This is a genomic window from Paracoccus versutus (assembly GCF_000763885.1).
GTDB classification, from domain to species: Bacteria; Pseudomonadota; Alphaproteobacteria; order Rhodobacterales; family Rhodobacteraceae; genus Paracoccus; species Paracoccus versutus.
Window position 1 is genome coordinate 22,930 of record NZ_JRKO01000009.1, and the last position, 25,069, is coordinate 47,998.

General features: G+C 70.0%; 20 protein-coding genes. 11 read left to right on the forward strand and 9 right to left on the reverse strand.

The features are described 5' to 3' along the window. Positions 1-24 precede the first annotated feature (24 nt). A complete protein-coding gene (locus IT40_RS05235; protein WP_036751493.1) occupies positions 25-1,365 on the reverse strand; it encodes a flagellar hook protein FlgE in 1,341 nt (446 codons plus the stop codon). Positions 1,366-1,451: 86 nt separating this feature from the next. Beyond that, on the reverse strand, positions 1,452-2,252 hold the full coding sequence (locus IT40_RS05240; RefSeq protein WP_036751495.1) for a flagellar motor protein MotB: 801 nt from the start codon (positions 2,250-2,252) through the stop codon (positions 1,452-1,454). Positions 2,253-2,463: 211 nt separating this feature from the next. Between IT40_RS05240 and IT40_RS05245 the strand changes: the two genes are divergently transcribed. The 4 genes from IT40_RS05245 to IT40_RS05260 are packed head-to-tail and all read left to right on the forward strand — an operon-like array spanning position 2,464 to position 6,515. Continuing rightward, positions 2,464-3,144: a paraquat-inducible protein A gene (locus tag IT40_RS05245; protein ID WP_036751497.1), complete on the forward strand. Its 681-nt coding sequence runs from the start codon at positions 2,464-2,466 to the stop codon at positions 3,142-3,144. Further along, positions 3,141-3,800: a paraquat-inducible protein A gene (locus tag IT40_RS05250; protein ID WP_036751499.1), complete on the forward strand. Its 660-nt coding sequence runs from the start codon at positions 3,141-3,143 to the stop codon at positions 3,798-3,800. The genes IT40_RS05245 and IT40_RS05250 overlap by 4 nt, the downstream gene beginning before the upstream one ends. Beyond that, complete coding sequence (locus IT40_RS05255; protein WP_052095755.1) at positions 3,797-5,863, forward strand: PqiB family protein; 2,067 nt, start codon at positions 3,797-3,799, stop codon at positions 5,861-5,863. Before IT40_RS05250 ends, IT40_RS05255 begins: the two co-directional genes overlap by 4 nt. A 1-nt stretch (position 5,864) precedes the next feature. Beyond that, positions 5,865-6,515, forward strand: coding sequence for a PqiC family protein (locus IT40_RS05260; RefSeq protein WP_036751501.1), 651 nt, complete (start codon positions 5,865-5,867; stop codon positions 6,513-6,515). Between the two features lie 89 nt (positions 6,516-6,604). On the opposite strand, the gene ferA is transcribed toward IT40_RS05260, so the two are convergent. The 4 genes from ferA to IT40_RS05280 form a co-directional block, all read right to left on the reverse strand. Further along, entirely contained in the window at positions 6,605-7,153 is a 549-nt protein-coding gene (gene ferA / locus IT40_RS05265; protein WP_036751503.1) for a flavin reductase FerA, read from the reverse strand. 57 nt (positions 7,154-7,210) lie between these two features. Beyond that, on the reverse strand, positions 7,211-8,032 hold the full coding sequence (locus IT40_RS05270; protein ID WP_036751505.1) for a 3'(2'),5'-bisphosphate nucleotidase CysQ: 822 nt from the start codon (positions 8,030-8,032) through the stop codon (positions 7,211-7,213). Continuing rightward, positions 8,019-9,371 carry a TldD/PmbA family protein gene (locus tag IT40_RS05275; RefSeq protein WP_036751507.1) on the reverse strand — a complete coding sequence of 451 codons (1,353 nt, stop codon included), beginning with the start codon at positions 9,369-9,371 and terminating at the stop codon, positions 8,019-8,021. The genes IT40_RS05270 and IT40_RS05275 overlap by 14 nt, the downstream gene beginning before the upstream one ends. A gap of 97 nt (positions 9,372-9,468) precedes the next feature. After that, entirely contained in the window at positions 9,469-11,037 is a 1,569-nt protein-coding gene (locus IT40_RS05280; RefSeq protein ID WP_036751509.1) for a DUF2125 domain-containing protein, read from the reverse strand. Positions 11,038-11,123: 86 nt separating this feature from the next. Between IT40_RS05280 and IT40_RS05285 the strand changes: the two genes are divergently transcribed. After that, entirely contained in the window at positions 11,124-11,741 is a 618-nt protein-coding gene (locus IT40_RS05285; RefSeq protein WP_036751638.1) for an enoyl-CoA hydratase/isomerase family protein, read from the forward strand. Between the two features lie 60 nt (positions 11,742-11,801). Here the strand turns inward: IT40_RS05285 and IT40_RS05290 are convergent, their stop codons facing one another. The 3 genes from IT40_RS05290 to ahcY all read right to left on the reverse strand — a co-directional run bounded on the left by IT40_RS05290 (position 11,802) and on the right by ahcY (position 14,107). Then, the gene (locus IT40_RS05290; RefSeq protein WP_036751511.1) at positions 11,802-12,143 is read right to left on the reverse strand and encodes a DUF2853 family protein; all 342 of its coding nucleotides are present in this window, start codon (positions 12,141-12,143) and stop codon (positions 11,802-11,804) included. Between the two features lie 79 nt (positions 12,144-12,222). Beyond that, complete coding sequence (locus IT40_RS05295) at positions 12,223-12,657, reverse strand: HIT family protein (protein ID WP_036751513.1); 435 nt, start codon at positions 12,655-12,657, stop codon at positions 12,223-12,225. A gap of 58 nt (positions 12,658-12,715) precedes the next feature. Then, on the reverse strand, positions 12,716-14,107 hold the full coding sequence (gene ahcY, locus IT40_RS05300; RefSeq protein ID WP_036751514.1) for an adenosylhomocysteinase: 1,392 nt from the start codon (positions 14,105-14,107) through the stop codon (positions 12,716-12,718). 187 nt (positions 14,108-14,294) lie between these two features. Between ahcY and IT40_RS05305 the strand changes: the two genes are divergently transcribed. The 6 genes from IT40_RS05305 to IT40_RS05330 all read left to right on the forward strand — a co-directional run bounded on the left by IT40_RS05305 (position 14,295) and on the right by IT40_RS05330 (position 25,010). Continuing rightward, a complete protein-coding gene (locus IT40_RS05305) occupies positions 14,295-15,218 on the forward strand; it encodes a glucokinase (RefSeq protein WP_036751516.1) in 924 nt (307 codons plus the stop codon). A 91-nt stretch (positions 15,219-15,309) separates the two neighbouring features. After that, entirely contained in the window at positions 15,310-17,211 is a 1,902-nt protein-coding gene (locus IT40_RS05310) for an autotransporter assembly complex protein TamA (protein ID WP_036751640.1), read from the forward strand. Further along, entirely contained in the window at positions 17,211-21,716 is a 4,506-nt protein-coding gene (locus IT40_RS05315) for a translocation/assembly module TamB domain-containing protein (RefSeq protein ID WP_036751518.1), read from the forward strand. The genes IT40_RS05310 and IT40_RS05315 overlap by 1 nt, the downstream gene beginning before the upstream one ends. A 113-nt stretch (positions 21,717-21,829) precedes the next feature. Further along, the gene (locus IT40_RS05320) at positions 21,830-22,261 is read left to right on the forward strand and encodes a MarR family winged helix-turn-helix transcriptional regulator (protein WP_036751520.1); all 432 of its coding nucleotides are present in this window, start codon (positions 21,830-21,832) and stop codon (positions 22,259-22,261) included. Continuing rightward, positions 22,258-23,931, forward strand: a complete 1,674-nt coding sequence (locus IT40_RS05325) for an efflux MFS transporter permease (protein WP_036751522.1) — start codon at positions 22,258-22,260, stop codon at positions 23,929-23,931. The genes IT40_RS05320 and IT40_RS05325 overlap by 4 nt, the downstream gene beginning before the upstream one ends. Next, positions 23,928-25,010 (forward strand): HlyD family secretion protein, encoded by a 1,083-nt coding sequence (locus IT40_RS05330; RefSeq protein WP_036751524.1) that lies wholly within the window; start codon positions 23,928-23,930, stop codon positions 25,008-25,010. The genes IT40_RS05325 and IT40_RS05330 overlap by 4 nt, the downstream gene beginning before the upstream one ends. Positions 25,011-25,069 lie beyond the last annotated feature (59 nt).

Here is a 25,069-nt window from a genome sequence, read left to right on the forward strand (position 1 = left end):
GGCAGGAAGCCGTCCCGGTCAATGTCAGCGTTTGAGATTGGCGGTTTCCTGCAGCATCTCATCGACGGTCTGGATGACCTTGGCGTTCGAGGTATAGGCGCGCTGGGTCTGGATCAGGTCGGTCAACTCGGCCGCGACATCGGTTGTCGATGCCTCGCGCGCATAGCCGGCGATTGCGCCGGTCGGACCGTCACCGGCGTCCCACAGGTAGAACGCGCCGGATTCAGGCGAAATCTTGTAGGTCTGGTTGTCCATTGCGATCAGACCGTTCGGATTGGGAACATCCACCAGCGGCACCTGATACAGGGTCCGCGTGAAGCCGGTGTCATAGGTTGCGCGAAGATAGCCGCTTTCATCGATCTCGAGCGCCGTCAGGTTGCCGACGGGCGAGCCGTTCTTGGTCACATTGGCCGGCGAGAAGCTGGTGCTGAGCTGGGTGATGCCCTGGCTGTCGCCATATCGCCCCAGGTTGATGGTCATCGGCCCGTTCGCGCCGGGGACGGTAAGAAGCCCGGTCGCCGCGCTATAGGCGCCGCCGGCCACCGTGGTGACTGCCGCAAGCGTGCCGCCGCCGGGCTGGCCGTCCTGGAATTCCAGCGTGTAGACGCCGATCAGCGATTCGTCGGCGGGGGTGGCCGGATCGTTGATGATGGCCGAATCGCGGATCTCCATCGTCCAGCGGTTCGTGCGCGTCCCGGCCGCGCCCGTCACCTCGGGCGTGAAGCTGACCGTCATCCTTTCGGAATTGCCGAGGTTGCCGAAATATTCGACCTCCATGTCCCAGGCGTCGCCGGCCGCGCCGGCGACCGCGTCGTCGGCGGGCAGGTTCACGCGCAGGTTGATCCGCGTCGTCGGGTCGGCCGCGGTCTGGCTGGGATTGATCAGGATCGGTTGCAGGCCGGTGGCGGAATCGCGCGGCTGGCTGGAAATCGTGCCGTCGGCAATGGCCGGCCAGCCCATCAGCACCAGGCCCGAGCTGGTGCGAAGATACCCCTCGTCGTCGGTGCGGAAGGACCCTGTCGTCGTCATCACCAGTTCGCGCTGCGTGCCCGGTCCCGAGGCCAGGGATGCCGAGTGGATCACGGGCAGCATGCCCCGCCCCGAAATCGCGATGTCCATCGGATGCGATGTGGGAACCAGGTTGCCGCGCTGATCGACCAGCCGGCTGGTCGAGGCGCGGACGCCGCCGGCCGTATAAAGCCCCCCGCCGCGTCCCTGGTTGATCACCATGCTTTCGAAACTGGTGTCCACCCGCTTGTAGCCATAGGTGCCGGAATTCGCGATATTGTCGGAAATATTGGCCAGGCGCGTGGAATTGGCGGCAAGCCCGGACACCCCGGCACTGAGGGCAGATGAAATCGACATTCTGATATTACCCTGTGTGAGTCGTTCTGCGTGAAGTTTGCCGGCCGGGGGTTAACATGCCGCTAACGGCGCCCCGCCCAGGCCGGTCATCTCAGTAAAATCACTTCGATCCGGTTGTTGTCGGGGTCCATCGGGTTCACCGACCGATTGCGCCGGTCGGCGAAGGCGGTGACGCGCTGGATGCGCGCGCTGTCGAAGCCCGAGCCCTCCAGCAGGTTGCGCAGGGCATGGGCGCGGGCGTCCGAGAGCGCCCAGACCGGCGACTGGATCAGCATCTCGGGATAGGCGCGGACATGGCCGGTCAGCGCCACCTCGTTCCTGATGCGCCCCAGGACGCCCGCGAGAATGCCGGCCAGTTCCTTCATGGCCGGGGTGGGCTGGGCGCTGTCGCCGACGAAAAGCGGCTCGTCCATCAGGTCGGTCAGTTCGATCACCAGCCCCTCGTCCGTCATGCGGGTCACGACATGGCGCAACAGGTTGACCTTTTGCATGGATTCCGCGCCGCTGCCGGTCAGCTGGTCCTGGACATGGCGGGCCATCTCCTCGAAACCCGATTCCCGGCCTTCGCGCGCCTGCGCGGCCAGCGTGTCGCGCGAGGCGCCGGCGCCCTTGCCCGAATCGGTTTCGGCATCCTGCACCTCGCCCCCGAAGGGGCCGTCTTGGCCGCTGCGGGTCGAATGGATCAGCGTCGGGTTGAAATACTCCGCCAGCCCCTGCCGCTGCTTTTCGGTGGTGGCGTTCAAAAGCCACATGAGCAGGAAAAAGGCCATCATCGCCGTGACGAAATCGGCATAGGCGACCTTCCAGGCGCCGCCGTGATGCCCGGCTTCGCACGCGCCCTGAACCTTCTTGATGATGATCGGGGCGCCGCCACCGTTCCCGGCCATGAACCATTCCTTTCGTTGCCTGCCCGGAAGGTCTAGCGTCGCGCGGCCAAATACCAGTTAACCGCTCAAATGCCGCCTATTTCCCTTGGGCGACGCCTGCCGCGGCGCCGCGTTGCCGGGGCATATCGGCGCCCCTGCCGGCCAGCACGGCCGGTTAACCGGACCAGCCGCGGCATCTTGCGCCGGCCCCGCGCGCGGATATTCTGTGCCGATGCAGACCGAAGGCGAATATGACCTGTCCACCGGCGCCGGGCTGACCGCCTGTCCGCGCTGCGACGCGCTGCATGTCGAGCGCGAGCTGGAGCCGGGCGAGACCGCGCGCTGCCTGCGCTGCAACACGCTGCTGGCCAGCCCGCGCGCCGGCGCCTTCACCCGGATCATCGCGCTGTCCTTTGCCTCGCTGGTGCTGATGGTGGGGGCGGTGTTCTTTCCGTTCCTGGAAATCTCGCGCATGGGATTCGGCAACGAAACCTCGCTGTTCGGCGTGGCGCTGGCCTTTTCGCACGGCGCCCTGATGCCCCTGACCGTGGCGGTGCTGGGCATGATCGTCGGGCTGCCGGTGCTGCGGGCGCTGCTTCTGGTCTATACGCTGCTGCCGCTGGCGCGGAAACGCCGGCCCTTTGCCCATGCCGTGCCGGCCTTTCGCCTGTCCGAGACGCTGCGGCCCTGGTCGATGGCCGAGATCTTCGTCATCGGCACCGCCATCGCGCTGGTCAAAGTGGGGGGCTTGGCCAACATCAGCTTCGGCCCGGCCTTCTGGGCCTTTTGCGGGCTGATCCTGGTCAACGCCGCCAGTAACGCCTTTACCAGCGCCGCGACGATCTGGGACGCCATAGAGGATGCCGGCATGGCCACCGACGGGCGCGAGATCGTGCCGGAGCCGCGGGCATGAGCGCGCCCGCCCATGACGCGCCGGTGCTGACCGCGCATCGCGCCGGGCTGGTCGGCTGCCGCAGCTGCGGCCGGGCCTGGCCGGAGGCCGAGACCATCTGCCGCCGCTGCGGCAGCGCGCTGGTGCCGCCGGACCGGCGCTGCCTGAACGCGGTCTGGGCCTGGCTGGCGGCGGGGCTCATCTTCTACATCCCGGCGAACCTGTTCCCGATGCTCAAGACCTCGACCTTCGGCGGGCTGCGCGGCAACAGCGAATCCACCATCCTCGGCGGCGTGGTCGAGCTGATGCATTACGGCAACTACGGCATCGCGGCGGTGATCTTTGCCGCCTCGGTCATGGTGCCGGTGGGCAAGTTCGTCGCCATCGCCTGGCTGGCGACGGTCGCGGGGCGGCCGGCGACGGTCGAGGCCGCGCACAAGCGGCTGGTGCTTTACGAGGTGGTCGAGTTCATCGGCCGCTGGTCGATGATCGACGTCTTCGTCGTGGCGATCCTGTCGGCGCTGGTGCAGCTGGGCTTCGTCGCCTCGATCCATCCCGGCCCTGCGGCGGTCTCCTTTGCGCTGTCGGTTGCCTTCACCATGCTTTCCGCGCAAAGCTTCGACCCGAGATTGATCTGGCGCGGCCTTCCGCTGCGCAGCCGCAAGGACCATGAATGACCGACAGGCCCTCGCCCGAGCGCAGCGACGCCCCCCTGAAACCCGCCGAACCCGTCCGCAAGCCCGCCGCCCGTGCCGTGCGGGCCGGGCTGCCGCTGATCTGGCTGGTGCCGATCGCGGCGCTGATCGTGACGCTGGGCGTGGGCTGGAACATGATCGCCGGGCGCGGCACGCTGGTCTCGGTCGCCTTCAAGGACGCGACCGGGATCACGCCGGGCGAGACGGCGCTGAAATTCCGCGAGATCACCGTGGGCAAGGTCGAATCGGTGCGCTTCACCGAGGATCTGCAACAGGTTCTGGTGAACATGCGCGTGGACAAGGATCTGGCCCCCTATATCGACAGCGAATCGCAGTTCTGGATCGTGCGGCCCCAGGTCTCGGCCCAGGGCATCTCGCGGCTGGACACGGTGCTGACCGGCGCCTTCGTCGAGGGTTTCTGGGACGACAAGCCGGACGAGCCGCAGACCCACTTCCAGGGGCTCGACCGGCCGCCGCTGACCAGCTTCGGCGAAAAGGGCACCTGGATCGTGCTTGCGACCGAACGCTCGCGCGGCATGACCGAGGGCGCGCCGGTGATGTTCCGCGGGCTGCCGGTCGGGCAGATGCAGAACCTGCGCCTGTCCGAGGACGACGAAAGCGTGCTGGCCGACGTCTTCATCGCCGCGCCGCATGACGCGCGGCTGACCACCAGCACGGTATTCTGGGACACCTCGGGCTTTTCGGTGTCGCTGGGGGCGCAGGGCCTGTCGCTGAACGTGAACTCGCTGGCCTCGGTGCTGCAGGGGGGTGCGGAATTCGCCACCCTGACCTCGGGCGGGCGGCCGGTCGAGGACGGCCATGTCTTCACCCTGCAGACCGACGAGGCGACGGCGCGCACCAACCTGTTCTCGGACGAGGCGCAGGCGTTGCGGCTGACCATGCGCATCGGCGAATCGGTCAAGGGGCTGGAGACCGGCGCCAATGTGCAGTTCATGGGCCTGACCGTCGGCCGCGTCACCGACCTGGCCGCCCGCGTGATCGCCGATGACGAGGGGCGCGAGCATATCGAGCAAGAGGTGACGCTGGCCCTGACCCCCGCCCGCCTGGGCCTGCCCGGCGACACCACGCCCGACCAGGCGCTGGATTTCCTGGCCGACCAGGTCCGGGCCGGCCTGCGGGCGCGGGTGGCCAGCGCCGGCTTCTTCGGCACCTCGCTGCAGGTCGAGCTGGTCGAGCTGCCCGATGCCGCGCCGGCCGAACTGGACCGCGCCGGCGATCCCTATCCGCTCATCCCCTCGGTCCCCGGCGAAATCTCCGATTTCACCGAGACGGCGCAGGGCTTCCTGACCCGCGTCGGCAACCTGCCGATCGAGGAGGCGCTGAAATCCGTCACCGACATGATGAACAGCGTCACCGCCATCGCCAGCAGCGAGGACACCCGCGCCATCCCCGGCGCCCTGCGCGGCACGCTGGAGGATGCCCAGGCCGCCGCGGGCGAGATCCGGCAAGTCACCACCGAGCTGCGCGAATCCGGCGCCGTGGGCCAGCTGCGCCGCATGGTGGACGAGGCGGCGGCCGCGGCCGAGGCGGTCAAGCTCGCCGCCGCCGACGTGCCGGCCATGGTCGACCAGATCGACGCCGCCGCGGTCAAGATCGAGGCGGTGGACTATGCCGCCATCGGCACCGAGGCCGAGGGCATCCTCAGGGACGTGCGCGCGCTTCTGGGCACCGAGGATGCCGAGCGGCTGCCCAGGGATCTGTCCGAGACGCTGAAGGCCGCATCGGGCCTGCTCAACGACCTGCGCGACGGCAATGCCGCGGGCAGCCTGAACGATGCGCTCGCCTCGGCCAGCACGGCGGCGCAGGATGTCTCGGACGCGGCGAAACGCCTGCCGCAGCTTTCGGCGCGGCTCGAGGCGCTGGCGGCGCGGGCCGATGCGGTGATCGCCGCCTATGGCGACCGCTCGAGCTTCAACAACGAGACCATCAACCTGATGCGCGAGATGCGCCGCGCCGCCAACGCCTTCGGCAGCCTGGCGCGGACCATCGAACGCAACCCGCAAGCCTTCATCCTGGGACGATAAGATGCGCCTGATCCTTGCCTCCGCCGCCTGCCTCGCCCTGCTCGGCGCCTGCTCGAACGGCGAAAAGACCGCGCGCTACCTGATCGACCCGCCCACGACGGGCGAACGGGTGCCCGACCGGCTGGGCACGGCCGAGTTGAAGGACGTGTCGCTGCCCGAATATGCCGCGGGCGACGAGGTCAGCTGGCAGAGCGGCGACGGCGCCGTGCGCTCGAACACCAGGCAGCTCTGGGCGGACAACCCGCAACGCGCCTTCACCCTGGCGCTGGCGCGCAGCATCTCGGACCTCTCGGGCGCCACGGTGATCGCCGAGCCCTGGCCGCTGGCCGAACCGCCCCGGCGCCGGCTGGAGGTGCGAGTCGAAAAGGCGCTGGCGCAGGCCGACGGCAGCTATCGCCTGTCCGGGCGCTATTTCGTCGCCGACGAGGGCGCGGGCGGCGCCAACCAGGCGCGCGGCTTCGACATCTCCGTGCCGCTCGCCGACCAAGGCCCCGCCGCCATCGCCCACGCGCAATCCCAGGCCATCGCCCGGCTTGCCCGCCAGATCGCCACGCTTTCCGGGCCGGGCCGGTCGATCCGCACCAGCACCGCGCCGATGCCGCGCATGGACGACATCTTCTCGCAGCCGCTGCCGCCGCTGGAAGGCAGCTGAGCCGGCTTTCTCCGTTTTCCAAATACTCCGGGGGAACGCCTTGCGTGCCCCATCAAGGGGCGCGCAAGGCGTGGGGGCAGAGCCCCCCGCTAGGCTCCATCGTCGGGCTCGAACTGGCCAAAGCGGCCGGCGGCGAAGACCAGCGGGTGATCGCCCGGCCCCGCCACGGTCACGCGCAGCACCCGCCCGATCAGCACCGAATGGTCCCCCGCCTCATGTACGGCATGGGCGGCGCAGTCGAACCGCGCCGCGACGCCGGGGATCACCGGCACGCCCTCGGGGGTCGGCACCGTGTCCAGCCCCTCGAACTGGCGGCCGCCGCGGGTAAAGCGCAGGCAGGTCTCCAGCTGCTCCGAGCCCAGCACATGCACCGACCAGGCCGCCGCCCCGGCAAAGGCCGCGTGCCGGGCCGAGGCGCGGGCCGGGCACCACAGCACCAGCGGCGGCTCCAGCGAGACGCTGGAGAAGCTGTTCACCGTCATGCCCAGCGGCCCCTGCGGCCCGGCGGTCGTCACCACGGTCACGCCGGTGGCGAAACGCCCCAGCGCCTCGCGCAGCAGCCGCGCCTCGGCCGTGGCGGGGTGAAAGGTGATCTCGTCGGCCAGCCGGTCGCGGGTCGCGGGGGGAAGTCGGCTCATGTTCGCGCCCTGTCATCTGCGGGACATGGCCAGAACAGCTCCGGCCTTTTCCCCTTCTTAGTCGGCAGGCGGCGGGGCATCAAGCGGACCGCCCGGCAGGACCATCCGCGGGGTCATGGCCGCGATCATCTGGCCGTGCAGGGCGGGCGGCGCCACCACCAGCCCGTCGGTCAGCGGCCGCGCCGCGTTGAAGCGCATCGGCGCGCCGGACAGGTCGCTGGCCACGCAGCCGGCGCGGGCAGCGATCAGGCTGCCGGCGGCCACGTCCCATTCCCAGGCCGGGCGGGTGGACAGCGTGGCGTCGAACTGCCCGTCCGCCACCAGGCACAGCCGCCAGGCCAGCGAGGGGCGGAAGCTGCGCTTGACCGGCGGCGCCACGCCGCGCCAATGCACCGGGTCGAGGCTCGGCTTGCCGGTCAGCACCCGCGCGCCCTCGAACCCCTGCGCCGAAGGCGCGATGGGCTTGCCGTCGCGCAGCGCCGGCCCGTCGGCCGCGGCGGCATAGGTCGTGCGCTGCGCCGGCAGATGCACCACGCCCGCCACCACCCGGTCGCCGCGGGTGATCGCCAGCGCATGGGAAAAGCCCACCTGCCCGTCGATAAAGGCGCGGGTGCCGTCAATCGGGTCGATGATGAAGCAATGCTCGGCCTCAAGCCGCGCCGGATCGTCGGCGCTTTCCTCGCTCAGCCAGCCGTAATCGGGACGGGCCGTGCGCAGCAGGCGCTCCAGATGCGCGTTGACGGCCAGGTCGGCCTCTGTCACCGGGCCGGCGCCGCCGGCCTTGTCCCAGACCCGCGGCTCGCGCCGCCAATAGCGCAGCGCGATCTCGCCCGCCTCATGCGCGGCCTGCTCCAGAAGCGCAAGGTCACTCGCCGGCAACGGTCATCCCTTCGACCAACAGGCTGGGCACGCGCATCGCCCGCCAGTCGGGCAGGTCGCAGGCGGCGGTCAGGCGCAGCAGCATGTCGCGCAGGTTGCCGGCGATGGTGCATTCGTTGACGGCATAGGCGATCTCGCCGTTCTCGACCCAGAAGCCGCCGGCGCCGCGCGAATAATCCCCGGTGGTGCTGTTGATCGAGGCGCCCAGCATCGAGGTCACGACCAGCCCGCGCCCCATCTGGCGGATCAGCTCGTCCCGCGTTTTGTCGCCCGCGGTCAGCTCCAGGTTGGTCACGCCGGGCGAGGGCGGGCTGCCCGCGCCGCGCATGGCATTGGCGGTCGAGTCCATGCCCAGCTTGCGCGCCGTGGCCAGGTCCAGCGTCCAGCCCTGCAAGACGCCGTCGGCCACGATCAGCCGCGGCGCGGTCGCCAGCCCCTCGCCGTCGAACAGGCGCGAGGAGCCATAGCGCGGCCGGTGCGGATCCTCGCGCAGGTCGAACCCCCTGGGCAGCACCTGTTCCCCCAGCGCATCGCGCAGCCAGCTGGCGCCGCGCGCGACCGAGGCGCCGTTCACCGCCGCGACCAGATGGCCGATCAGCCCCGAGGCGACGCGCTCGTCATAGAGGATCGGGAAGGCGCCGGTGGGCGGCTTGCGCGCGCCGCGCCGGGCGACGGTGCGCTCTCCGGCAAGCCGGCCGATCTCTTCGGGCGCGGGCAGGTCGGTGGCGTGGACGCGGCTTTCGCCGGCCCAGTCGCGCTCCATCCCCAGCCCCTCGCCGGTGATGGCGACGGCGGACAGGCTGTGGCCGCTGCGCCCGTAGCCGGCCGAGAAACCGTTGCTCGCCGCCAGCCACATGTGGCGCTGCGAATGGCTGGCGCCGGCAGATTCGATCGTCGAGACGCCCTCGACCGCCAGCGCCGCCGCCTCGGCGCGCAGAGCCAGATCCTGCAAATGCTCGGGCGTGGGCTCGGCATCGTGGTCGTAAAGATCCAGCCGGGTGCTGTCGATGTCGCGGGCCAGCTGCTCGGGCTCGGCCAGGCCCAGCGTGTCGTCGACCGGCGCCTCGCGCGCCATGGCGACGGCGCGGGCCGCCATTTCCTCGATGGTCCGGGCCGAGCGGTCCGAGGCCGAGACGCAGGCCTGCCGCCCGCCGACCAGCACGCGCAGCCCGATCTCGACCCCCTCGGCACGCTCGGCATGTTCCAGGTGCCCGGCGCGCACATCGACCGAGACGGCGGCCGCCTCCAGCGCCACGGCATCGGCCTGGTCGGCACCCGCCTTGCGTGCCGCCGCCAGAAGCTGCTGCGCCAAAGCCTCGAGTCGATGGTATTCGGACATGCGGTTCACCTTGGAATGGGACACGGGGGCCGTGGCACCAACGCCCGGCCCCCGCGATGCGATCCGTCAGGGCGCCGGGCGCCGCGCCCCGGAGGGGTTACTTGATCTGCTGGCCGTTGGCAAAGATCGAGCCGTCTTCCTTGAACTCGAGCCTGGTTTCCAGCTTGTCCTCGCCCTCGGCGACCGGCTTGGCGAACATGGCCATCATCATCCGCACGCCCATGATCTGGTCCTCGGGGATCAGGCCCATGGCGCCCAGCTTGTCGATCAACCCGTTCACGCCCTCGTAGCGGGCATGGACCTCGCCCACGGGGGTGGTCATGTCGCCGCTTTCCGGGGCTTTCAGCGCGCCCTCGGCATTCACCTTGGCGCCAAGCGCGTTCAGCGCGAACTGGTTGATCGCGACCTCGACCGGCTCGAAGGGCTGCGGGTCGGCCTCCGCCGCCTCCATGCCCTCGGCGCCGTCCGCGGTCCCGTCGGCCTCGGCTTCGGCCTCGTCCGAGGCGGGCGCCATGCTGGCCGGGTCGAAGATGTCCTTTGTCACCTTCATCTGCCCGGTCACGTCGATGTCCAGCGAGGCCGGGTCGCGCGGCAGCTGGCCCTGTGCGTCGAACAGGTTCCAGATCGCATCGCCCAGCGTCAGCCCGGCCAGCGAATAGGCGAACTTGAAGGGCTGCGCCTGCTCCGACTGCATCACCGGCATCTGCATGTCGAAGCTGCCGCTTTCGATGGCGTAGTTGATCGGGAAGGGCATGTCGCTGCTGGTCAGCTCGAAGCTGCCGGCATCCGAGCCGGCCTGGTAGGTCATGCCGTCCTGCGACAGGCCGAAGCTCAGCTCGAAGCCCTTGCCGTCGTATTTGCCTGCGCCGCTGGTCTCCTGGCCGTCCTCGTCGGTGCCGGCAAAGTCGAAGCTGACGGCCATGGCGCCGGCCTTCAGCACGCCGTCCATGGCAAGCCCGGCCTTCAGCGCGGCGTTCATGTCCTCTTCGATCTTCGTGCCGTCGGGCACCGCCATCTCGCCCGAGGTCTCGGCACCGTCGATGCTGCCCTCGAACTTGACCTTGTCGTCCTCTTCCGAGGTCACGTCGCCACTGAAGGTGATCCGGCCCGACTTCATCGCATAGTCGTATTTCGCCGGCGATCCGGCGACGATATGGAAGGTGCCGGTCGAATCCGCCACGCCCACCTTGATCGGCAGCGGGGTTTCCTTGTCGCCGCTCTTGATCGTGGTCAGGGCGAAATCCATCGTCGGATAGTCGAATTCATGCGTCATGTCCTCGGGCGCGCCCGAGGTGACGATGACGTTGCCGGGAATATCCAGGGTAAAGGGCACGCTATAGCTTTGCCCGTCGGGATCGGTGCCATGCGCCTCGCCGGTCATCTGGTCGGCAAAGACGGTCCTGACCGTGCCGTCGCCGCTTTCGCTCAGCGTGATCCGGGCAACGCTGAAGTCGACCTGGCTTTCGGGCATGCCCCCGTTGATGACGACATCGCTGAGCGTCAGCGTGTCGCCGGCCTTGTCGCGATTGCCCTCGGTCACGCTGTAGCCGAGCGATTGGTAATAATCGACCCAGGACTGCCACACCTGTTCCGAAGTCACATCGGCAAGCGCCGGGGCAGCCATCGCGGCCAGCGCCAGGGCCGAGCTTGTCAGTCGCAGGTTCATTTCATAACACCTTTTCGGCGAGAATTGCATAAGAAACACCGATCCGGCTTTTGCCACAGCCAGCGCGCGGGTCCAAGGAGGGAATGATGATCACCAGGGAAATCGTCGGCGGGATCGGCCGCATCACCATCGCGCGCCCGGCCAAGGCCAATTCGCTGACCGGCGCCATGCTGGCCGAGCTGACCGCCGCTTTCGACGCCCTGGCCGCCGAGCCCGCGCTGCGCGCCGTGATCCTGACCGGCGAAGGCCCGGTGTTTTCCGCCGGGGCCGACCTGGACGAGGCCCGCGCCGGGCTGGCCCTGTCCCCGCAATGGGAGCGGCTGTCGTCCCGCGTCGCCTCGATGCCCTGCCTGACCATCGCCGCGCTGAACGGCACCGCGGCGGGCGGCGCCCTGGGCATGGTGCTGGCCTGCGACCTGCGGCTGGCAGTGCCGGGGGCGAAGATCTTCTATCCGGTCATGCGCCTGGGCTTCCTGCCCCAGCCCAGCGACCCCTTGCGCCTGCGCGCGCTGGTCGGGCCGTCGCGGGCCAAGATGATCCTGATGGCCGGCCAGAAGATCCCGGCCGAAGAGGCGCTGGCCTGGGGCCTGATCGACCGGCTGGTCGCGCCCGAGGCGCTGCTGGACGAGGCCGCGGCGCTGGCCGCCGATGCCTGCGCCGCCGACGCCGCCCATGTCGCCGCGATCAAGCGGATGCTGGATTGACCGCGCCCGGCCGGGGTTCAGCGCCCGGCCGCGGCCTTTCGTGACGTTGCGTCACCGCCGTCAGGCATAGGCCGCCTGTTTGCCGAAATGCGTGCAGAGCATGTAATAGACCACCGCGCGATACTTGTTGCGGTTGGAGCTGCCGTATTTCGCGATCACCTCGTCGATGGCGGCGGAAAGCTCGGGGCCTTCGGGCAGGCCCAGCTTTTTCACCAGGTAGTTGGTCCTGATGCGCTCCAGCTCGGCCTTGTCCGATCCGGCCACGGTTTCCCCGTCGGCGTTGTAGATCGAAGGCCCGCAGCCGATGACCACCTTGGCCAGCAGGTCCATGTCGGGCGCGACGCCCAGCTTGTCCTGCATGTCGGCGGCGTATTTGGCGATCAGATCGTCGCGCTTGCTCATGCGCTGTCCCCCTTCGGATTGGTCCATCCCAGGGGAAAGCCTAGCGCCGGCCTAATAAATATCAACCAAAACCGCGCGTTCAGCCGTCGAAGGCCGGGGCCAGCGCCTGGACAATGCGCGCACCCTCGTCGGCCGGCAGCTGCGGCGGGGCCGCGAAGCTGCCAATGCCGTCCTTCAGATAGGCCTGCGAGGACACGTCATGCACATGGTGCATCGGCACGACATGCGCATGGGCATGGGCGACATGGATGCCGGTATAGAACAGCGCCACCCGCTCGACCGCGTAAAGCGCCTTCATCTGCCGGGCCAGGCGCTGCGCGCAGCCGGTGATGCGGGTGGCCAGATCCTCGGGAAGATCCTCGAACCAGGGATAATGCCGCTTGGGGATGACCAGGCAATGGCCGGGACGGATGGGATGCAGGTCCAGGAAGGCCAGGATATGCTCGTCCTCATGGACCCGGTGCGCGGGCAATTCGCCGCGCGCGATGCGGCAGAACAGGCAATCGTCGGACATCTGGCGCCCCCTCCTCCACGATATGCGGCGCGGCCCCGGCGGGACCGCGCCCGCGCGTTCAATAGCGGTAATGTTCGGACTTGAACGGACCCTCGGGGGTCACGCCGATATAGGCGGCCTGCTCTTGCGACAGGGTGGTCAGCTTGACGCCGATCTTGTCCAGATGCAGCCGGGCGACCTTTTCGTCCAGCGCCTTGGGCAGGATATAGACGCCCGGCCGGTATTCCCCCTCCTTGGCCCACAGCTCGATCTGCGCCAGCACCTGGTTGGTGAAGCTGGCCGACATGACGAAGCTGGGATGGCCGGTGGCGTTGCCCAGGTTCAAGAGCCGCCCCTCGGACAGCAGGATGATGCGATTGCCCGAGGGCATCTCGATCATGTCCACCTGGTCCTTGATATTGGTCCATTTGTGGTTTTTCAGCGCGGCGACCTGGATCTCGTTGTCGAAATGGCCGATGTTGCCGACGATGGCCATGTCCTTCATCTCGCGCATGTGCTCGATGCGGATCACGTCCTTGTTGCCGGTGGTGGTGATGAAGATGTCGGCGCTGGCGACAACGTCCTCCAGCAGCACCACCTCGAACCCGTCCATCGCGGCCTGCAGCGCGCAGATCGGATCGACCTCGGTCACTTTCACGCGGGCGCCGGCGCCGCGCAGGCTGGCGGCCGAGCCCTTGCCCACGTCGCCATAGCCGCAGACCACGGCGACCTTGCCGGCCATCATCACGTCGGTGGCGCGGCGGATGCCGTCGACCAGCGATTCCTTGCAGCCATACTTGTTGTCGAATTTCGACTTGGTGACGCTGTCGTTCACGTTGATCGCCGGGAAGGGCAAGAGCCCCTTGCGGTGCAGATCGTAAAGCCGATGCACGCCGGTTGTGGTTTCCTCGCTGACGCCGCGGATCGCGTCGCGCTGGCGGGTGAACCAGCCGGGGCTGGCGGCCAGCCGCTTGCGGATCTGGGCGAACAGCGCCTCTTCCTCTTCGCTGGCCGGCACGTCGATCAGCCCGGTCTCGCCCGCCTCGACCCGCGCGCCCAGCAGCACATACATGGTCGCGTCGCCGCCATCGTCCAGGATCATGTTCGCCGTGCCTTCCGCGAACTGGAAGATCTGGTCGGTATAGGACCAGTATTCCGGCAGCGTCTCGCCCTTGACGGCAAAGACCGGGATGCCGGCCTTGGCGATGGCCGCCGCCGCATGGTCCTGGGTCGAGAAGATGTTGCACGACGCCCAGCGCACCTCGGCCCCCAGCGCCACCAGCGTCTCGATCAGCACGGCGGTCTGGACGGTCATGTGCAGGCTGCCGGCGATGCGGGCGCCCTTCAGGGGCTTCGCCTCGCCATATTCGGCGCGCAGGGCCATCAGGCCGGGCATCTCGGTCTCGGCGATGTCCAGTTCCTTGCGGCCGTATTCGGCCAGGGCGATGTCGCGGATGATGTAATCGGTCATGGGGCCCTCGCGCCTTTTTCGGTTGGCGCGGCCTTAGCATTCCCCGCGCCTGGCTGCAAACCCAAGGCGCCCCGCGCCGCGGCTTTGCGGCAAAGCCGAGCCCGGCCGGAATGTTGGCGCTAGCAGCCCTGCGCGGGATGGCTTAGAAGGGCCCGGACAAGGGGCTGCGCGGCAGAAGGGGGAAGGCATGGCGATCCTGTTGGCGGATGTGGGCGGGACCAATGCGCGGATGGCGCTGGCACGCGGCGGCGCGCTTGCGGCCGACACCATCACCCGGTTTCGCGGCGACGACCATGCCAGCTTCGACGAGGTGGTGACGGCCTTCCTGGGCCAGCAGGGCAGCCCGCAGATCGAGGCGGTCTGCGTCGCCGTCGCCGGCCCGGTCTGGGGCGACGAGGCGCGGCTGACCAATCGCGACTGGAGCTTTTCCACGGCGCGGCTCTGCGCGCTGTCCGGCGCGCCGCGCGCCCGGCTGATCAACGACCTGATCGCCCTGGGCTATGCCACGCCGGCGCTGGACGGCGAGGCCGCGGGCTTCCTGCGCGCTGCGCCGCAGGGCACGCTGTCGAACGGGCAGCGGCTGGTGGTGAATGCCGGCACCGGCTTCAACGTCTGCGCGGTCAAGGTGCTGCCGGGTGGCGGCATCGCCTGCCTCGAGGCCGAAGAGGGCCACACCCGCCTGCCGCTTTCCGTGGCCGAACCGCTGGCCGAGGCGCTGGGTGCGGCCGCAAGGGCGATTGATTCGGTCGAGGAACTGTTCGCCGGCCGCGGCCTTGCCCGGCTGCACGCCCTGCGCACGGGCGCGCCGCAGGGCCGAGCCGAGGCCGTGGTCGCCGCCGCGGCCCAGGGCGATGGCGAGGCCGAGAAGACGCTGGCGCTTTATGCCCGCCTGTTCGGACTGCTCTGCCGCGAACTTGCCTTTCGTTTCATGCCGATGGACGGGATGTTCCTGGCCGGCAGCGTCGCGCGTTCCTGCACCGATCGGTTCGAAATATTCGAGCGCGCCTTCCTGTCCGACCCGCTGATGGCGCGGATTCCGCAGGCGGTTCCGGTCGGCGTGATCCGCGACGACATGGCCGCGTTGCATGGCTGTCTGGCCGCAATCCGCTGAAAATCGCCCCAAAAGGGGCAGCTGCGCTGGATTTTGTTGACGCGCCCTGCAATGCTTGCGGGAAAACCGCCAGAAGCAGGGCAATCAGGCAATGAAAAGCTGGATCAAGGCAGGAACGGCTGCCGCAATCGTGCTTGCAACCGGCGCGGGCATGGTCTGGGCGCAGTCCTCGGGCTCGCCCTCGTCTTCGCCGTCGTCCTCGCCGTTTTCGGGCTGGTTCGGCCGGGGGGACGGCAACGGCAATTCCCCCGTCGACCTGGATTTCCAGGTGACTGGCGGCGACGACGCCCTGCTGCCGGCGATCCGGCAGACCTCGCTTCTGGTCAGTGCCCAGGACGAGGGGCGGGTGACGGGGCAGGACATGCTGGCCGCCGCGCGCGGCGATTACGCCCGCATCCTGGGGGTGCTTTACGACCAGGGCTATTACTCGGGCATCATCGACATCACCCTGGACGGGGTCGAGGCCGCCGGCATCGCCCCGCTGGACGCGCCCCAGGTGGTGCGCCGGGTGGTGGTCTCGGTCCAGCCCGGCCCGCGCTTTCGCTACAGCCGGGCCGAGATCGCGCCGGTGGCGCCGGGGACCGAGCTGCCGCGCGACTATCGCCGCGGCGAGATCGCCCGAACCGGCGACATGAAGAACGCCGCCACCGCCGGCGTGGCGGGCTGGCGCGACGTGGGCCACGCCAAGGCCGAGGTGGCCGAGACCGAGATCGTCGCCGACCACGCCAGCAACCTGGTGGACAGCCGCATCCGCCTGGCTCCCGGCCCCGAGCTGCGCTTTGGCCAGCTGACCATCCGCGGCCACCAGCGCATGGACCCGCGCCGCCTGCGCAAGATCGCCGGCTTCCCCGAGGGCGAGCGCTTCGACCCCGAGAAGCTCGAGGATGTCAGGAAGCGCCTGCGCCGCTCGGGCGTGTTTTCGGCCATCACCCTGACCGAGGCGGACGGGATCGGCCCCGGCAACACGCTGGACGTGGACCTGCTGGTCACGGAACAAAAGCTGCGCCGCCTGGGTGCGGGCTTCGAATATTCCAACACCGACGGGCTGTCGCTGACGGGCTACTGGATCAACCGCAACCTGTTCCGCGGCGGCGAGCGGCTGCGCGTCGACGCCAGCGTCTCGGACATCGGCGGCGATACCGGGCGCGACTACAGCCTGGGGCTGCGCATCGACCGGCCCGCCACCATCACCGCCGACACCACCGGCTATGTGCTGGCCAAGGTCGAAAGCCTGCAGGAAGAGGATTACGACCTCAAGTCCGGCACCTTCGGCCTGGGCTTCACCTGGATCCCCAGCGACGAGTTGACGGCCGACATCGCCCTGCAATACCGGGCGCTGCGCGTGGACGACGACAGCGGCCGCACCGATTTCCGCCTGTTCGCCCTGCCCACCAGCGTGATCTGGGACAAGCGCGACGAGCCGACCGACGCCAAGCGCGGCTATTGGCTGTCGGGCGGCGTCACCCCCTTCGTCGGCCTGCAGGACGAAACCGGCTCGGGCGCGCAGGTGCTGGCCGAGGGGCGGGTCTATTACAGCTTCGGCACCGACGACCGCTTCACCCTGGCCGGCCGGGCGCGGCTGGGCACCGTGGTCGGCCCCGAGATCCAGGAAACCCCGCGCGACTACCTGTTCTGGTCCGGCGGCGGCGGCACGGTGCGCGGCCATTCCTATGAATCGCTGGGCGTCGAGGTGATCCCCGACGACAGCGGCGGCACGGTGCGCACCGGCGGCATGTCCATCGTCACCCTGACCGCCGAGACCCGCATCCAGGTCCGCGAGCGCATCGGGCTGGCGCTGTTCGCCGATGCCGGCCGGGTCTGGGAGGACAGCGGCTGGTCCGGCGCCAGCGGCTGGCAGGCCGGGGCCGGCGCGGGCATCCGCTATCGCACCCCGGTCGGGCCGCTGCGCTTCGACATCGCCGCCCCGGTCGGCGGCGGCGACGGCGACGACGGCGGGGTGCAGGTCTATATCGGTCTGGGGCAGGCGTTCTGATGCGTGATCTGGCTTATCGTCTTGTTGTCGCCCTCGGCCTTGCGCTGGCCGTCCCGCTGGCCGCGCTGGCGCAGGACAGCGCCGCCGAGATCTCGCAGGAGGTCGAGGACGACCGCGGCTTCATCACCCGCTTCCTGGAGGAAAAGCTGTCCGGCGCCGGTCGGCAGGTGGTGATCGAGGGCTTCCGCGGCGCGCTGTCCTCGCGCGCGACCTTCGACCGCATGACCATCGCCGACGACGACGGCGTCTGGATCACGCTGGAGAACGGCGCCATGCAATGGACCCGCTCGGCCCTGCTGGCGCGGCGGGTCGAGATCAACGAGCTTTCGGCCGAGCGCATCATCCTGCCGCGCCTGCCCGGCACCGGCGAGAGTGCGCCGCAGGCCGAGGCGCGGGAGTTTTCCCTGCCGCAGCTGCCGGTGGGGGTGAACATCGCCCGCATCGCCGTCGACCGGGTGGAACTGGGCCAGCCGGTGATCGGACAGGAGGCGGTGATCTCGATCGACGGCTCGATGAACCTGTCGGGCGGCGAGGGCGAGACCAGGCTGACCATCAACCGCGTGGACGGGCCGCGCGGCGAATTCGTCCTGGATACGGGCTTTTCCAACGAAACCCGCGTGCTGCGCCTGGACCTGCGGCTGGACGAGGACCGCAACGGGCTGTTCGCGAACGCGGTCAAGCTGCACGACCGCCCCGCCGTGCGGGCCGAGATCACCGGCGAGGGGCCGATGTCGGACTTCGCCGCCAATATCCAGCTGGCGACCGACGGCCAGCCGCGCGTGACCGGCACCGTCTCGGTCGATGCGGCCGAGCGCGACGGCGCCCCCGGCACCGCCTTCCGCGCCGAGTTGGGCGGCGACGTGGCCGCGCTGGTGCCGCCGCAGCACCGCGCCTTCTTCGGCACGCAGTCGCAGCTTCTGGCCGAGGGCTGGCGCGGGCAGGACGGCCGGCTGGTCGTCCCCTCGCTGCGGCTGGCGACCGAGGCGCTGCGGCTGGACGGCAACCTGGCCACCACCAGCCGGGGCGCGCCGGAAAGCGCGCATCTGACGCTGCTGCTGGGGCAGGATGCGGGGGCTGCGCAGCTGCCGGTGCTGCTGCCCTGGGCCGACCGGCCGACCACGGTGCGCTCGGGCAGCCTGCGGCTGGACTATGACGCCGCGCAGGGCTCGGGCTGGGTGCTGAAGGGCGTGGTGGGCGACATCGTCCGCGACGACATCGCCCTGTCCGAGCTGCGGCTGGACGGGCGCGGCCGCGTCGCCCTGACCGCCGAGCAGGCGCTGGAAGAGGTGCGCGGCTGGATCGCCTTCGGCATGGACGACCTGGCGCCGACCGATCCGGGCCTGGCGCAGGCCCTGGGCCGGGTGCTGAACGGCGGGCTGAACTTTGCCTTCACCCCCGGCAATGCGCTGCGGCTCTGGGGCATGAACATCAACGGCGAGGATTTCGGCTTCAAGGGCGAGACGACCGTCTCCGGCCTGCGGACCGGGATCACGCTGTCGGGCGACATCACCGCGCAGCACCGCAATGTCGCGCGCTTCTCGACGCTGGCCGGGCGCGAGCTGGGCGGCACCGCCGATGCCCATATCAAGGGCCGCTACGCGCTGCTGGGCAAGGGCTTCGACGTCGAGGCAGAGGTCTTGGGCAACGACATCCGCATCGGCCAGGACCATGCCGACCGCATGCTGGCGGGCCAGTCGCGCATCGAACTCAGCGCCCGGCGCGACACCTCGGGCATCAATCTGCGCAAGCTGGTGGTGAACGCGCGGAACCTGACGGCCGAGGCGCAGGGGCGGCTGGACAGCTATTCCAGCACCCTGACCGCGACCATCGAGATGCCGGACCTGTCGGTCGCCGACCCCGGCATGTCGGGCTCGGTCCGCAGCGAGCTTCGCGCCACCGGCGCGGCGGGGGCGCGCCGCGTGACCCTGACCGGCAAGGCGCAGGATCTTGTCACCGGCATCGCCGAGCTGGACGGCGCGCTAAAGGGCGAAACCGACCTGCTGGTCGAGGCCGCCGAGGCGCAGGGCGGCTTCGAGGTGCAGACCCTCCGCCTGACCAACCCGCAGATCGATGCCGAAGGCCGGGGCAGCTTCGCCCAAGGCGCGATGGATGCCCGGCTGAACCTGTCCATGCCCGACCTGGCGGTGCTGGGGCGCGGCCTCTCGGGCGGGCTGACCGCCGAGGCGACGGCGGTGGAGCAGGACGGCACCCGCCGGATCGAGCTGACCGGGCGCGGCACCGACCTGCGCCTGGGCCAGCAGGACGTGGACGGGGCGCTGACCGGCGTGACCGACCTGCGGCTTTCGGCCGAGCAACGCGGCGACGAGATCACCGTGCATGATTTCGAGCTGACCAACCAGCAGATGCTGGCCACGGCGCAAGGCCGCATCGCCCCCAGCGGCACCGACATGGAGGGCCGGGCCGAGATCCGCTCGCTGGCCAGCTTCGGCCGCGGCTGGCGCGGCGCGCTGAATGCGCAGGGCAGCTTCAAGGACGACGGCTCGGGCGCGCGGCGGCTGGACGTGACCGGCACCGGCACCGACCTGTCCTTTGGCCAGGCGCAGGTCGACGGCGCGCTGGTGGGCGAGACCCGGCTGGCGCTGCACGGGATCGAGCGCGACGGCGTGTTCACCATCGAGACCGCGACCGTCGAGAACCCGCGCCTGAACCTGGGCGCCGAGGGCCGGGTGGGCCAGGGCGCCACCGACTTGACCGCGACCTTGCGCGCCGACGACCTGCGCTTCCTGGGCCGCGGCTTCCGCGGCGCGGTCAGCGCCTCGGGGCATGTCGTGGACCAGCAGGGCGGCGGGCGTCAGATCACCGCCAACGGCTCGGCCCGCGGGCTGGGCGTCGGCAACCCGCAGGCCGATGCGGTGCTGGCGGGCGAGACCAGCTTCGACCTGGCCGCCGCGCAGCGCCCGGACGGCAGCCTGACCGTCAGCCGGCTGCGCGCCGGCAACGGCCAGTTCAGCATCACCGGCGACGGCAGCCCGACCGAGGGGCTGAACCTCGACGCCCGGCTGAACGACCTGGCCCTGGTGGTGCCGGGCTTTCCCGGCCCGGCGACGGTCGCCGGCACCATCCGCAACACCGGCAGCGCCTATGACGTGAACCTGACCGCCTCGGGGCCGGGCAATACCCAGGCGCGGGTGACGGGCTCGGCGGCGACGGACCTGTCCACCGCCGACATCGCGGTCAGCGGCAGCAGCAATGCCGCCGCCGCCAACCCCTTCCTGCGCACCCGCTCGGTCGAGGGGCCGCTGAGCTTCGATTTGCGCCTGAACGGGCGGCCGGGGCTGGAATCGCTGTCCGGCCGGGTGGCGCTGACCAACGGCCGGCTGGCCGAGCCGCGCTTCGGCCTGGCCGTGGGCAGCCTGAACGCCAATGCCGATTTCAACGCCGGCCGCATCGCGGTCGACCTGCGCGGCGCGGTCGAGGCCGGCGGCCTCATCACCGTCAGCGGCCCGGTCAACCTGGTCGGCGACCGGCAGATGAACCTGGACGTGCAGTTGTCCAACGTGGTGCTGCGCGACCCGAACCTTTACGAAACCCTGGTGAACGGCGGGATCAATGTCGCGGGCACGGTGGGACAGGGGCCGCTGGTCTCGGGCCGCATCGACGTGGGCCATACGGAACTGCGCATCCCCTCGACCGGGCTGGGCGGCGCCAAGGCGATCCCGGACATCATCCACCGTTCGGAACGCCCGCCGCAGCGCCAGACCCGCGCCAAGGCCGGGCTGCTGGAATATCCCAGCGAGGCCTCGCGCCAGGCCGGCATGGCCGCGCCGCCGGCGACGCCGCCGGCCAACCCGGCGCGCTTCGACCTGCTGGTCTCGGCCCCGTCGCAGGTCTTCATCCGCGGCCGCGGCGTCGATGCGGAACTGGGCGGCGAGCTGCGCCTGACCGGCAATGCCCGCCAGCCCATCCCCATCGGCCAGCTGGAGCTGATCCGCGGCCGGGTCGACCTGCTGGGCAAGCGGTTCGACATGACCGAGGGGCTGATCGAATTGCAGGGCAGCATGATCCCGGTGATCCGGCTGGTGGCCGAGACGGTGCAGGACGACATCACCGCCCGCATCATCATCGACGGCGAGGCGCAGGATCCCGAGATCACCTTTGAATCCTCGCCCGAGATGCCGCAGGAAGAGGTGCTGTCGCACCTGCTGTTCGGCCGCGGGCTGGACAATATCAGCGCGCTTCAGGCCGCGCAGCTGGCCAGCGCGGTGGCGACGCTGGCCGGGCGCGGCGGCGAGGGGATCGTCGGGCGGCTGCGCGCCTCGACCGGGCTCGATGACCTGGACCTGGCGACGGACGACGACGGCAACGTCTCGGTCCGGGCGGGGAAATACCTGTCCGAGAATCTCTATACCGACGTGCAGGTCGGCGGCGACGGCAAGACCAAGCTGAACCTGAACCTCGACATCTCCCCGACCCTGACCGCGCGCGGGTCCGTGGACAGCGAGGGCGAAAGCACCGTCGGCCTGTTCTATGAACGCGATTACTGACCCCCTCCGCCCCGCCCGCCACCATGGCGGCGCGGGGGGCGGGGCCGCCCCTTGCATAACCGGGGCGGATTCATTAGCTTGCTAATGAAATTTGCGGAGCAGCGGGAAAACCAATGCCAGACCGTCCCTTCACGCTTGTGGAATCGCTCATCGAACTGACCCGGACCCTGCGCGCCGCCTTTGAACAGCGCGTCGAGCAATACGGGCTGACCTTTGCCCGCGCCCGGCTGCTGACCACCATCGGCCGCAACGAGGGCGCAAGCCAGGCCCAGCTGGCCGCGATGCTGGGCATCGAGACGCCCACGCTGAAGCGCCTGCTGGACGCGCTGGAGGACCAGGGCCTGGCCGAGCGCCGCCCGATCCCCGAGGACGGCCGCAAATACGCCGTCTACCTGACCGAGGCGGCGCGGATCGAGCCGGTGCTGGGCTTTCGCGCCGAGGTCGATGCCACGCTGGCCCAGGGCATCGCGCCCGAGGATCTGGCGGTGACGCGCCGGACGCTGGCGCAAATGGCGCGGAATGCCGAAAGGCTGCGGCAGGCATGAGCCGATCCCAGGCCGCCCCCGCGGCGCCTGCGCCCGCAGCCCCGGCCGCGGCGGGCGCGCCGCCGCCCTTCGTGCCGATGTCCTGGCCGGCCACGCTGGGCTATATCGGCGCCTCGGTCGTCATCGGCCTAACCCAGGGCCTGGCGCAGGGCTTCGTCAGCACCAACATCCCGCAGATCGCCGGAGACCTGGGCGCGACCACCACCCAGGCGACCTGGCTGATGGCGGCCTTCATGATCCCGCGCGCCTCGATGCCGCTGTTGCTGATCAAGATCCGCACCCAGTTCGGCCTGCGCCGCTTTGCCGAGGTGGCGATCCTGGTCTATCTGGCGGTGTCGCTGGCGGCCCTTGCCATCTCGGACCTGCGCTCGGCGGTGGCGGTGCAATTCGTGGCCGGCATGGCCTCGGCGCCGCTGTCCACGCTGGCCTTCATGTATATGCTGGAGCCGTTGCCGCCCCAGTGGAAGATGCGGCTGGGCCTGCCCATGGTGCTGGCCATGGTCGCGACCGGGCCGATGCTGGCGCGGGTGATCTCGCCCGCGCTGATGGGGGACCACGGCTGGGACGGGCTGCATTACATGGCCCTGGGGCTGGCGGCGGTGTCGCTGGGGCTGGTCTATGCCCTGCCGCTGACCTCGGCGCCGCGCGTCAAGGTGATCGCCGCCATGGACCTGGTCAGCTGGCTGCTGATCGCCACCGGCTTCGGCGGGCTGACGGTCGGCTTCATCATGGGCTCGATCCATTGGTGGACCGACGTGGCCTGGCTGGGCTGGGTGCTGGCGCTGTCCATCGTGGCGCTGACCCTGGCCGTGGTGATCGAGCTGCACCGCAAGGCGCCGCTGCTGGACATCCGCTGGCTGGCCAGCCCCGCCATGCTGCACCTGACGGCGACGCTGCTGATCTTTCGGCTGGTGCTGTCCGAGCAAAGCGCGGGCGCGCCGCGCATGTTCCAGGTGCTGGGCGTGACGCAGGACCAGCTGGTGCCGCTGTTCGCGATGATCTCGGTGGCCTCGGTGCTGGGCGGGCTGGCGCTGATCCCCTTCATGAAGCCCGAGCGGGTGCCGCTGTTCCACATCATCGCGCTGGTGCTGATCGCCGCCGGCGCCTTCATGGACAGCCATGCCACCATGGACACCCGGCCGGCGCAGATGATGCTGAGCCAGGCGATGATCGCCTTTGCCGGCTCGTTCTTCCTGGCGCCGGCGATGATGCGCGGGCTGCTTTCGGCCCTGGCGCGCGGGCCGAACTACATCCTGTCCTTCGTCATCGTCTTTCTGTCCACGCAATCGCTGGGCGGCGCCATGGGCTCGGGCCTGTTCTCGACCCTGATCAACCACCGCCAGGCCCTGCACCTGCAAGTGCTGCGCGAAGAGCTGACCGCCACCGACCCGCAGACCGCGGCCGAGATCGCGCAGCGCAGCATGGCCCTGGCGCCGCAGATCGCCGATGCCGCGCAGCGCCAGGCGCAGGCGGTGGCGCAGATCGCGCAGGACGCCAGCGCCCAGGCCTATGTCATGGCCTATAACGACGCCTATTTCCTGACCTTCCTGCTGGCGGCGGCGGCGCTTTGCGCGCTGCTGCTGCACCTGTTCCGCGACTGGCTGGTGGCGCGGGGCAAGCCGCCTGCCGCCGATGCCCAGACCCATCCCGAGCCCGAGCCCGAGACATGACCAGAAACCACCTGATCCCGACCCTGATCGCGCTTGCCGCCGGCCTGGCCGGCCTGCTGATCGTGCTTTACGCCTGGCACCTGCCGCCGTTTCGCCCGGCGCATCCGCAGACCGAGAACGCCTATATCCGCGGCCAGCTGACCACCGTTGCGCCGCAGCTGTCGGGCTATGTCGCGGCGGTCGAGGTGCAGGACTTCCAGCCCGTGGCCCGCGGCCAGGTCATCGCCCGCATCGACGACCGGCAATACCGCCAAAGGCTGGCCCAGGCCCAGGCCATGCTGGAAGGCGCCGAGGCGGCGCTGAAGATCCAGGAACAAAGCGTCCATTCCGCCCAGGCCAGCCTGCAATCGGCCCAGGCGGCGCTTTCCGCGGCGCAGGCGGCGCGGGACACGGCGGCCTCGACCTGGGACCGCGCGCAGGCCCTGCAATCGCGCGGCGTGACGGCGCAAAGCTCGGCCGACCAGTCCGAACTGTCGCTGCGCCAGGCCGAGGCGGCCGTCACCCAGGCCGAAAGCGCCATCGCGGTGGCGCGCGAGAACGTCGCCGGCGCCGAGGTCGGACTGGCCGCCAAGCGCGCCGAGATCGCCTCGGCCCGCGCGGCGGTGGAGCTGGCGCGGATCGACCTGGACAATACGGTGATCCGCGCGCCCTCCGACGGGCGGCTGGGCCAGGTCGGGGTGCGGCTGGGCCAATATGTCACGGCGGGCACGGCGCTGGTCAGCCATGTCGGCCCCGAGGTCTGGGTCATCGCCAATTTCCGCGAGACCGAGCTGCACGGCATCCGCATCGGCGACCGCGCCACGTTCACCGTGGACGCCATGCGCCACCGCGCCTTCACCGGCCGGGTCGAGGCGTTCTCGCCCGCCACCGCCTCCGAGTTCAGCCTGCTGTCCGCCTCGAACGCCACCGGCAACTTCACCAAGGTCGCGCAGCGCCTGCCGGTGCGCATCGCGATCGACCCTGGGCAAGAGATGGCGGAATACCTGGAGCCGGGCCTGTCGGTGGTGGTGACGGTGGACGAAGGCTCGGGCGCCGACCGCGCGGCCCAGGCCCGGCCGATCATGGGGCACGAGGGCTGATCCAGGGACCAGCGCCGCCGGGCTTGCGCGTCCGGCCTGCGGCGGCTAGGCCGTGCGGG

Coding starts and splice junctions, on each gene's coding strand:
- IT40_RS05315 (WP_036751518.1), top strand. CDS start 17,211: ATGCGTGATCTGGCTTATCGTCTTGTTGTCGCCCTCGGCCTTGCGCTG.
- IT40_RS05320 (WP_036751520.1), top strand. CDS start 21,830: ATGCCAGACCGTCCCTTCACGCTTGTGGAATCGCTCATCGAACTGACC.
- IT40_RS05260 (WP_036751501.1), top strand. CDS start 5,865: ATGCGCCTGATCCTTGCCTCCGCCGCCTGCCTCGCCCTGCTCGGCGCC.
- IT40_RS05245 (WP_036751497.1), top strand. CDS start 2,464: ATGCAGACCGAAGGCGAATATGACCTGTCCACCGGCGCCGGGCTGACC.
- IT40_RS05295 (WP_036751513.1), bottom strand. CDS start 12,657: ATGTCCGACGATTGCCTGTTCTGCCGCATCGCGCGCGGCGAATTGCCC.
- IT40_RS05235 (WP_036751493.1), bottom strand. CDS start 1,365: ATGTCGATTTCATCTGCCCTCAGTGCCGGGGTGTCCGGGCTTGCCGCC.
- IT40_RS05285 (WP_036751638.1), top strand. CDS start 11,124: ATGATCACCAGGGAAATCGTCGGCGGGATCGGCCGCATCACCATCGCG.
- IT40_RS05330 (WP_036751524.1), top strand. CDS start 23,928: ATGACCAGAAACCACCTGATCCCGACCCTGATCGCGCTTGCCGCCGGC.
- IT40_RS05255 (WP_052095755.1), top strand. CDS start 3,797: ATGACCGACAGGCCCTCGCCCGAGCGCAGCGACGCCCCCCTGAAACCC.
- IT40_RS05325 (WP_036751522.1), top strand. CDS start 22,258: ATGAGCCGATCCCAGGCCGCCCCCGCGGCGCCTGCGCCCGCAGCCCCG.
- ahcY (WP_036751514.1), bottom strand. CDS start 14,107: ATGACCGATTACATCATCCGCGACATCGCCCTGGCCGAATACGGCCGC.
- IT40_RS05250 (WP_036751499.1), top strand. CDS start 3,141: ATGAGCGCGCCCGCCCATGACGCGCCGGTGCTGACCGCGCATCGCGCC.
- IT40_RS05280 (WP_036751509.1), bottom strand. CDS start 11,037: ATGAACCTGCGACTGACAAGCTCGGCCCTGGCGCTGGCCGCGATGGCT.
- IT40_RS05305 (WP_036751516.1), top strand. CDS start 14,295: ATGGCGATCCTGTTGGCGGATGTGGGCGGGACCAATGCGCGGATGGCG.
- IT40_RS05310 (WP_036751640.1), top strand. CDS start 15,310: ATGAAAAGCTGGATCAAGGCAGGAACGGCTGCCGCAATCGTGCTTGCA.
- IT40_RS05290 (WP_036751511.1), bottom strand. CDS start 12,143: ATGAGCAAGCGCGACGATCTGATCGCCAAATACGCCGCCGACATGCAG.
- IT40_RS05275 (WP_036751507.1), bottom strand. CDS start 9,371: ATGTCCGAATACCATCGACTCGAGGCTTTGGCGCAGCAGCTTCTGGCG.
- ferA (WP_036751503.1), bottom strand. CDS start 7,153: ATGAGCCGACTTCCCCCCGCGACCCGCGACCGGCTGGCCGACGAGATC.
- IT40_RS05240 (WP_036751495.1), bottom strand. CDS start 2,252: ATGGCCGGGAACGGTGGCGGCGCCCCGATCATCATCAAGAAGGTTCAG.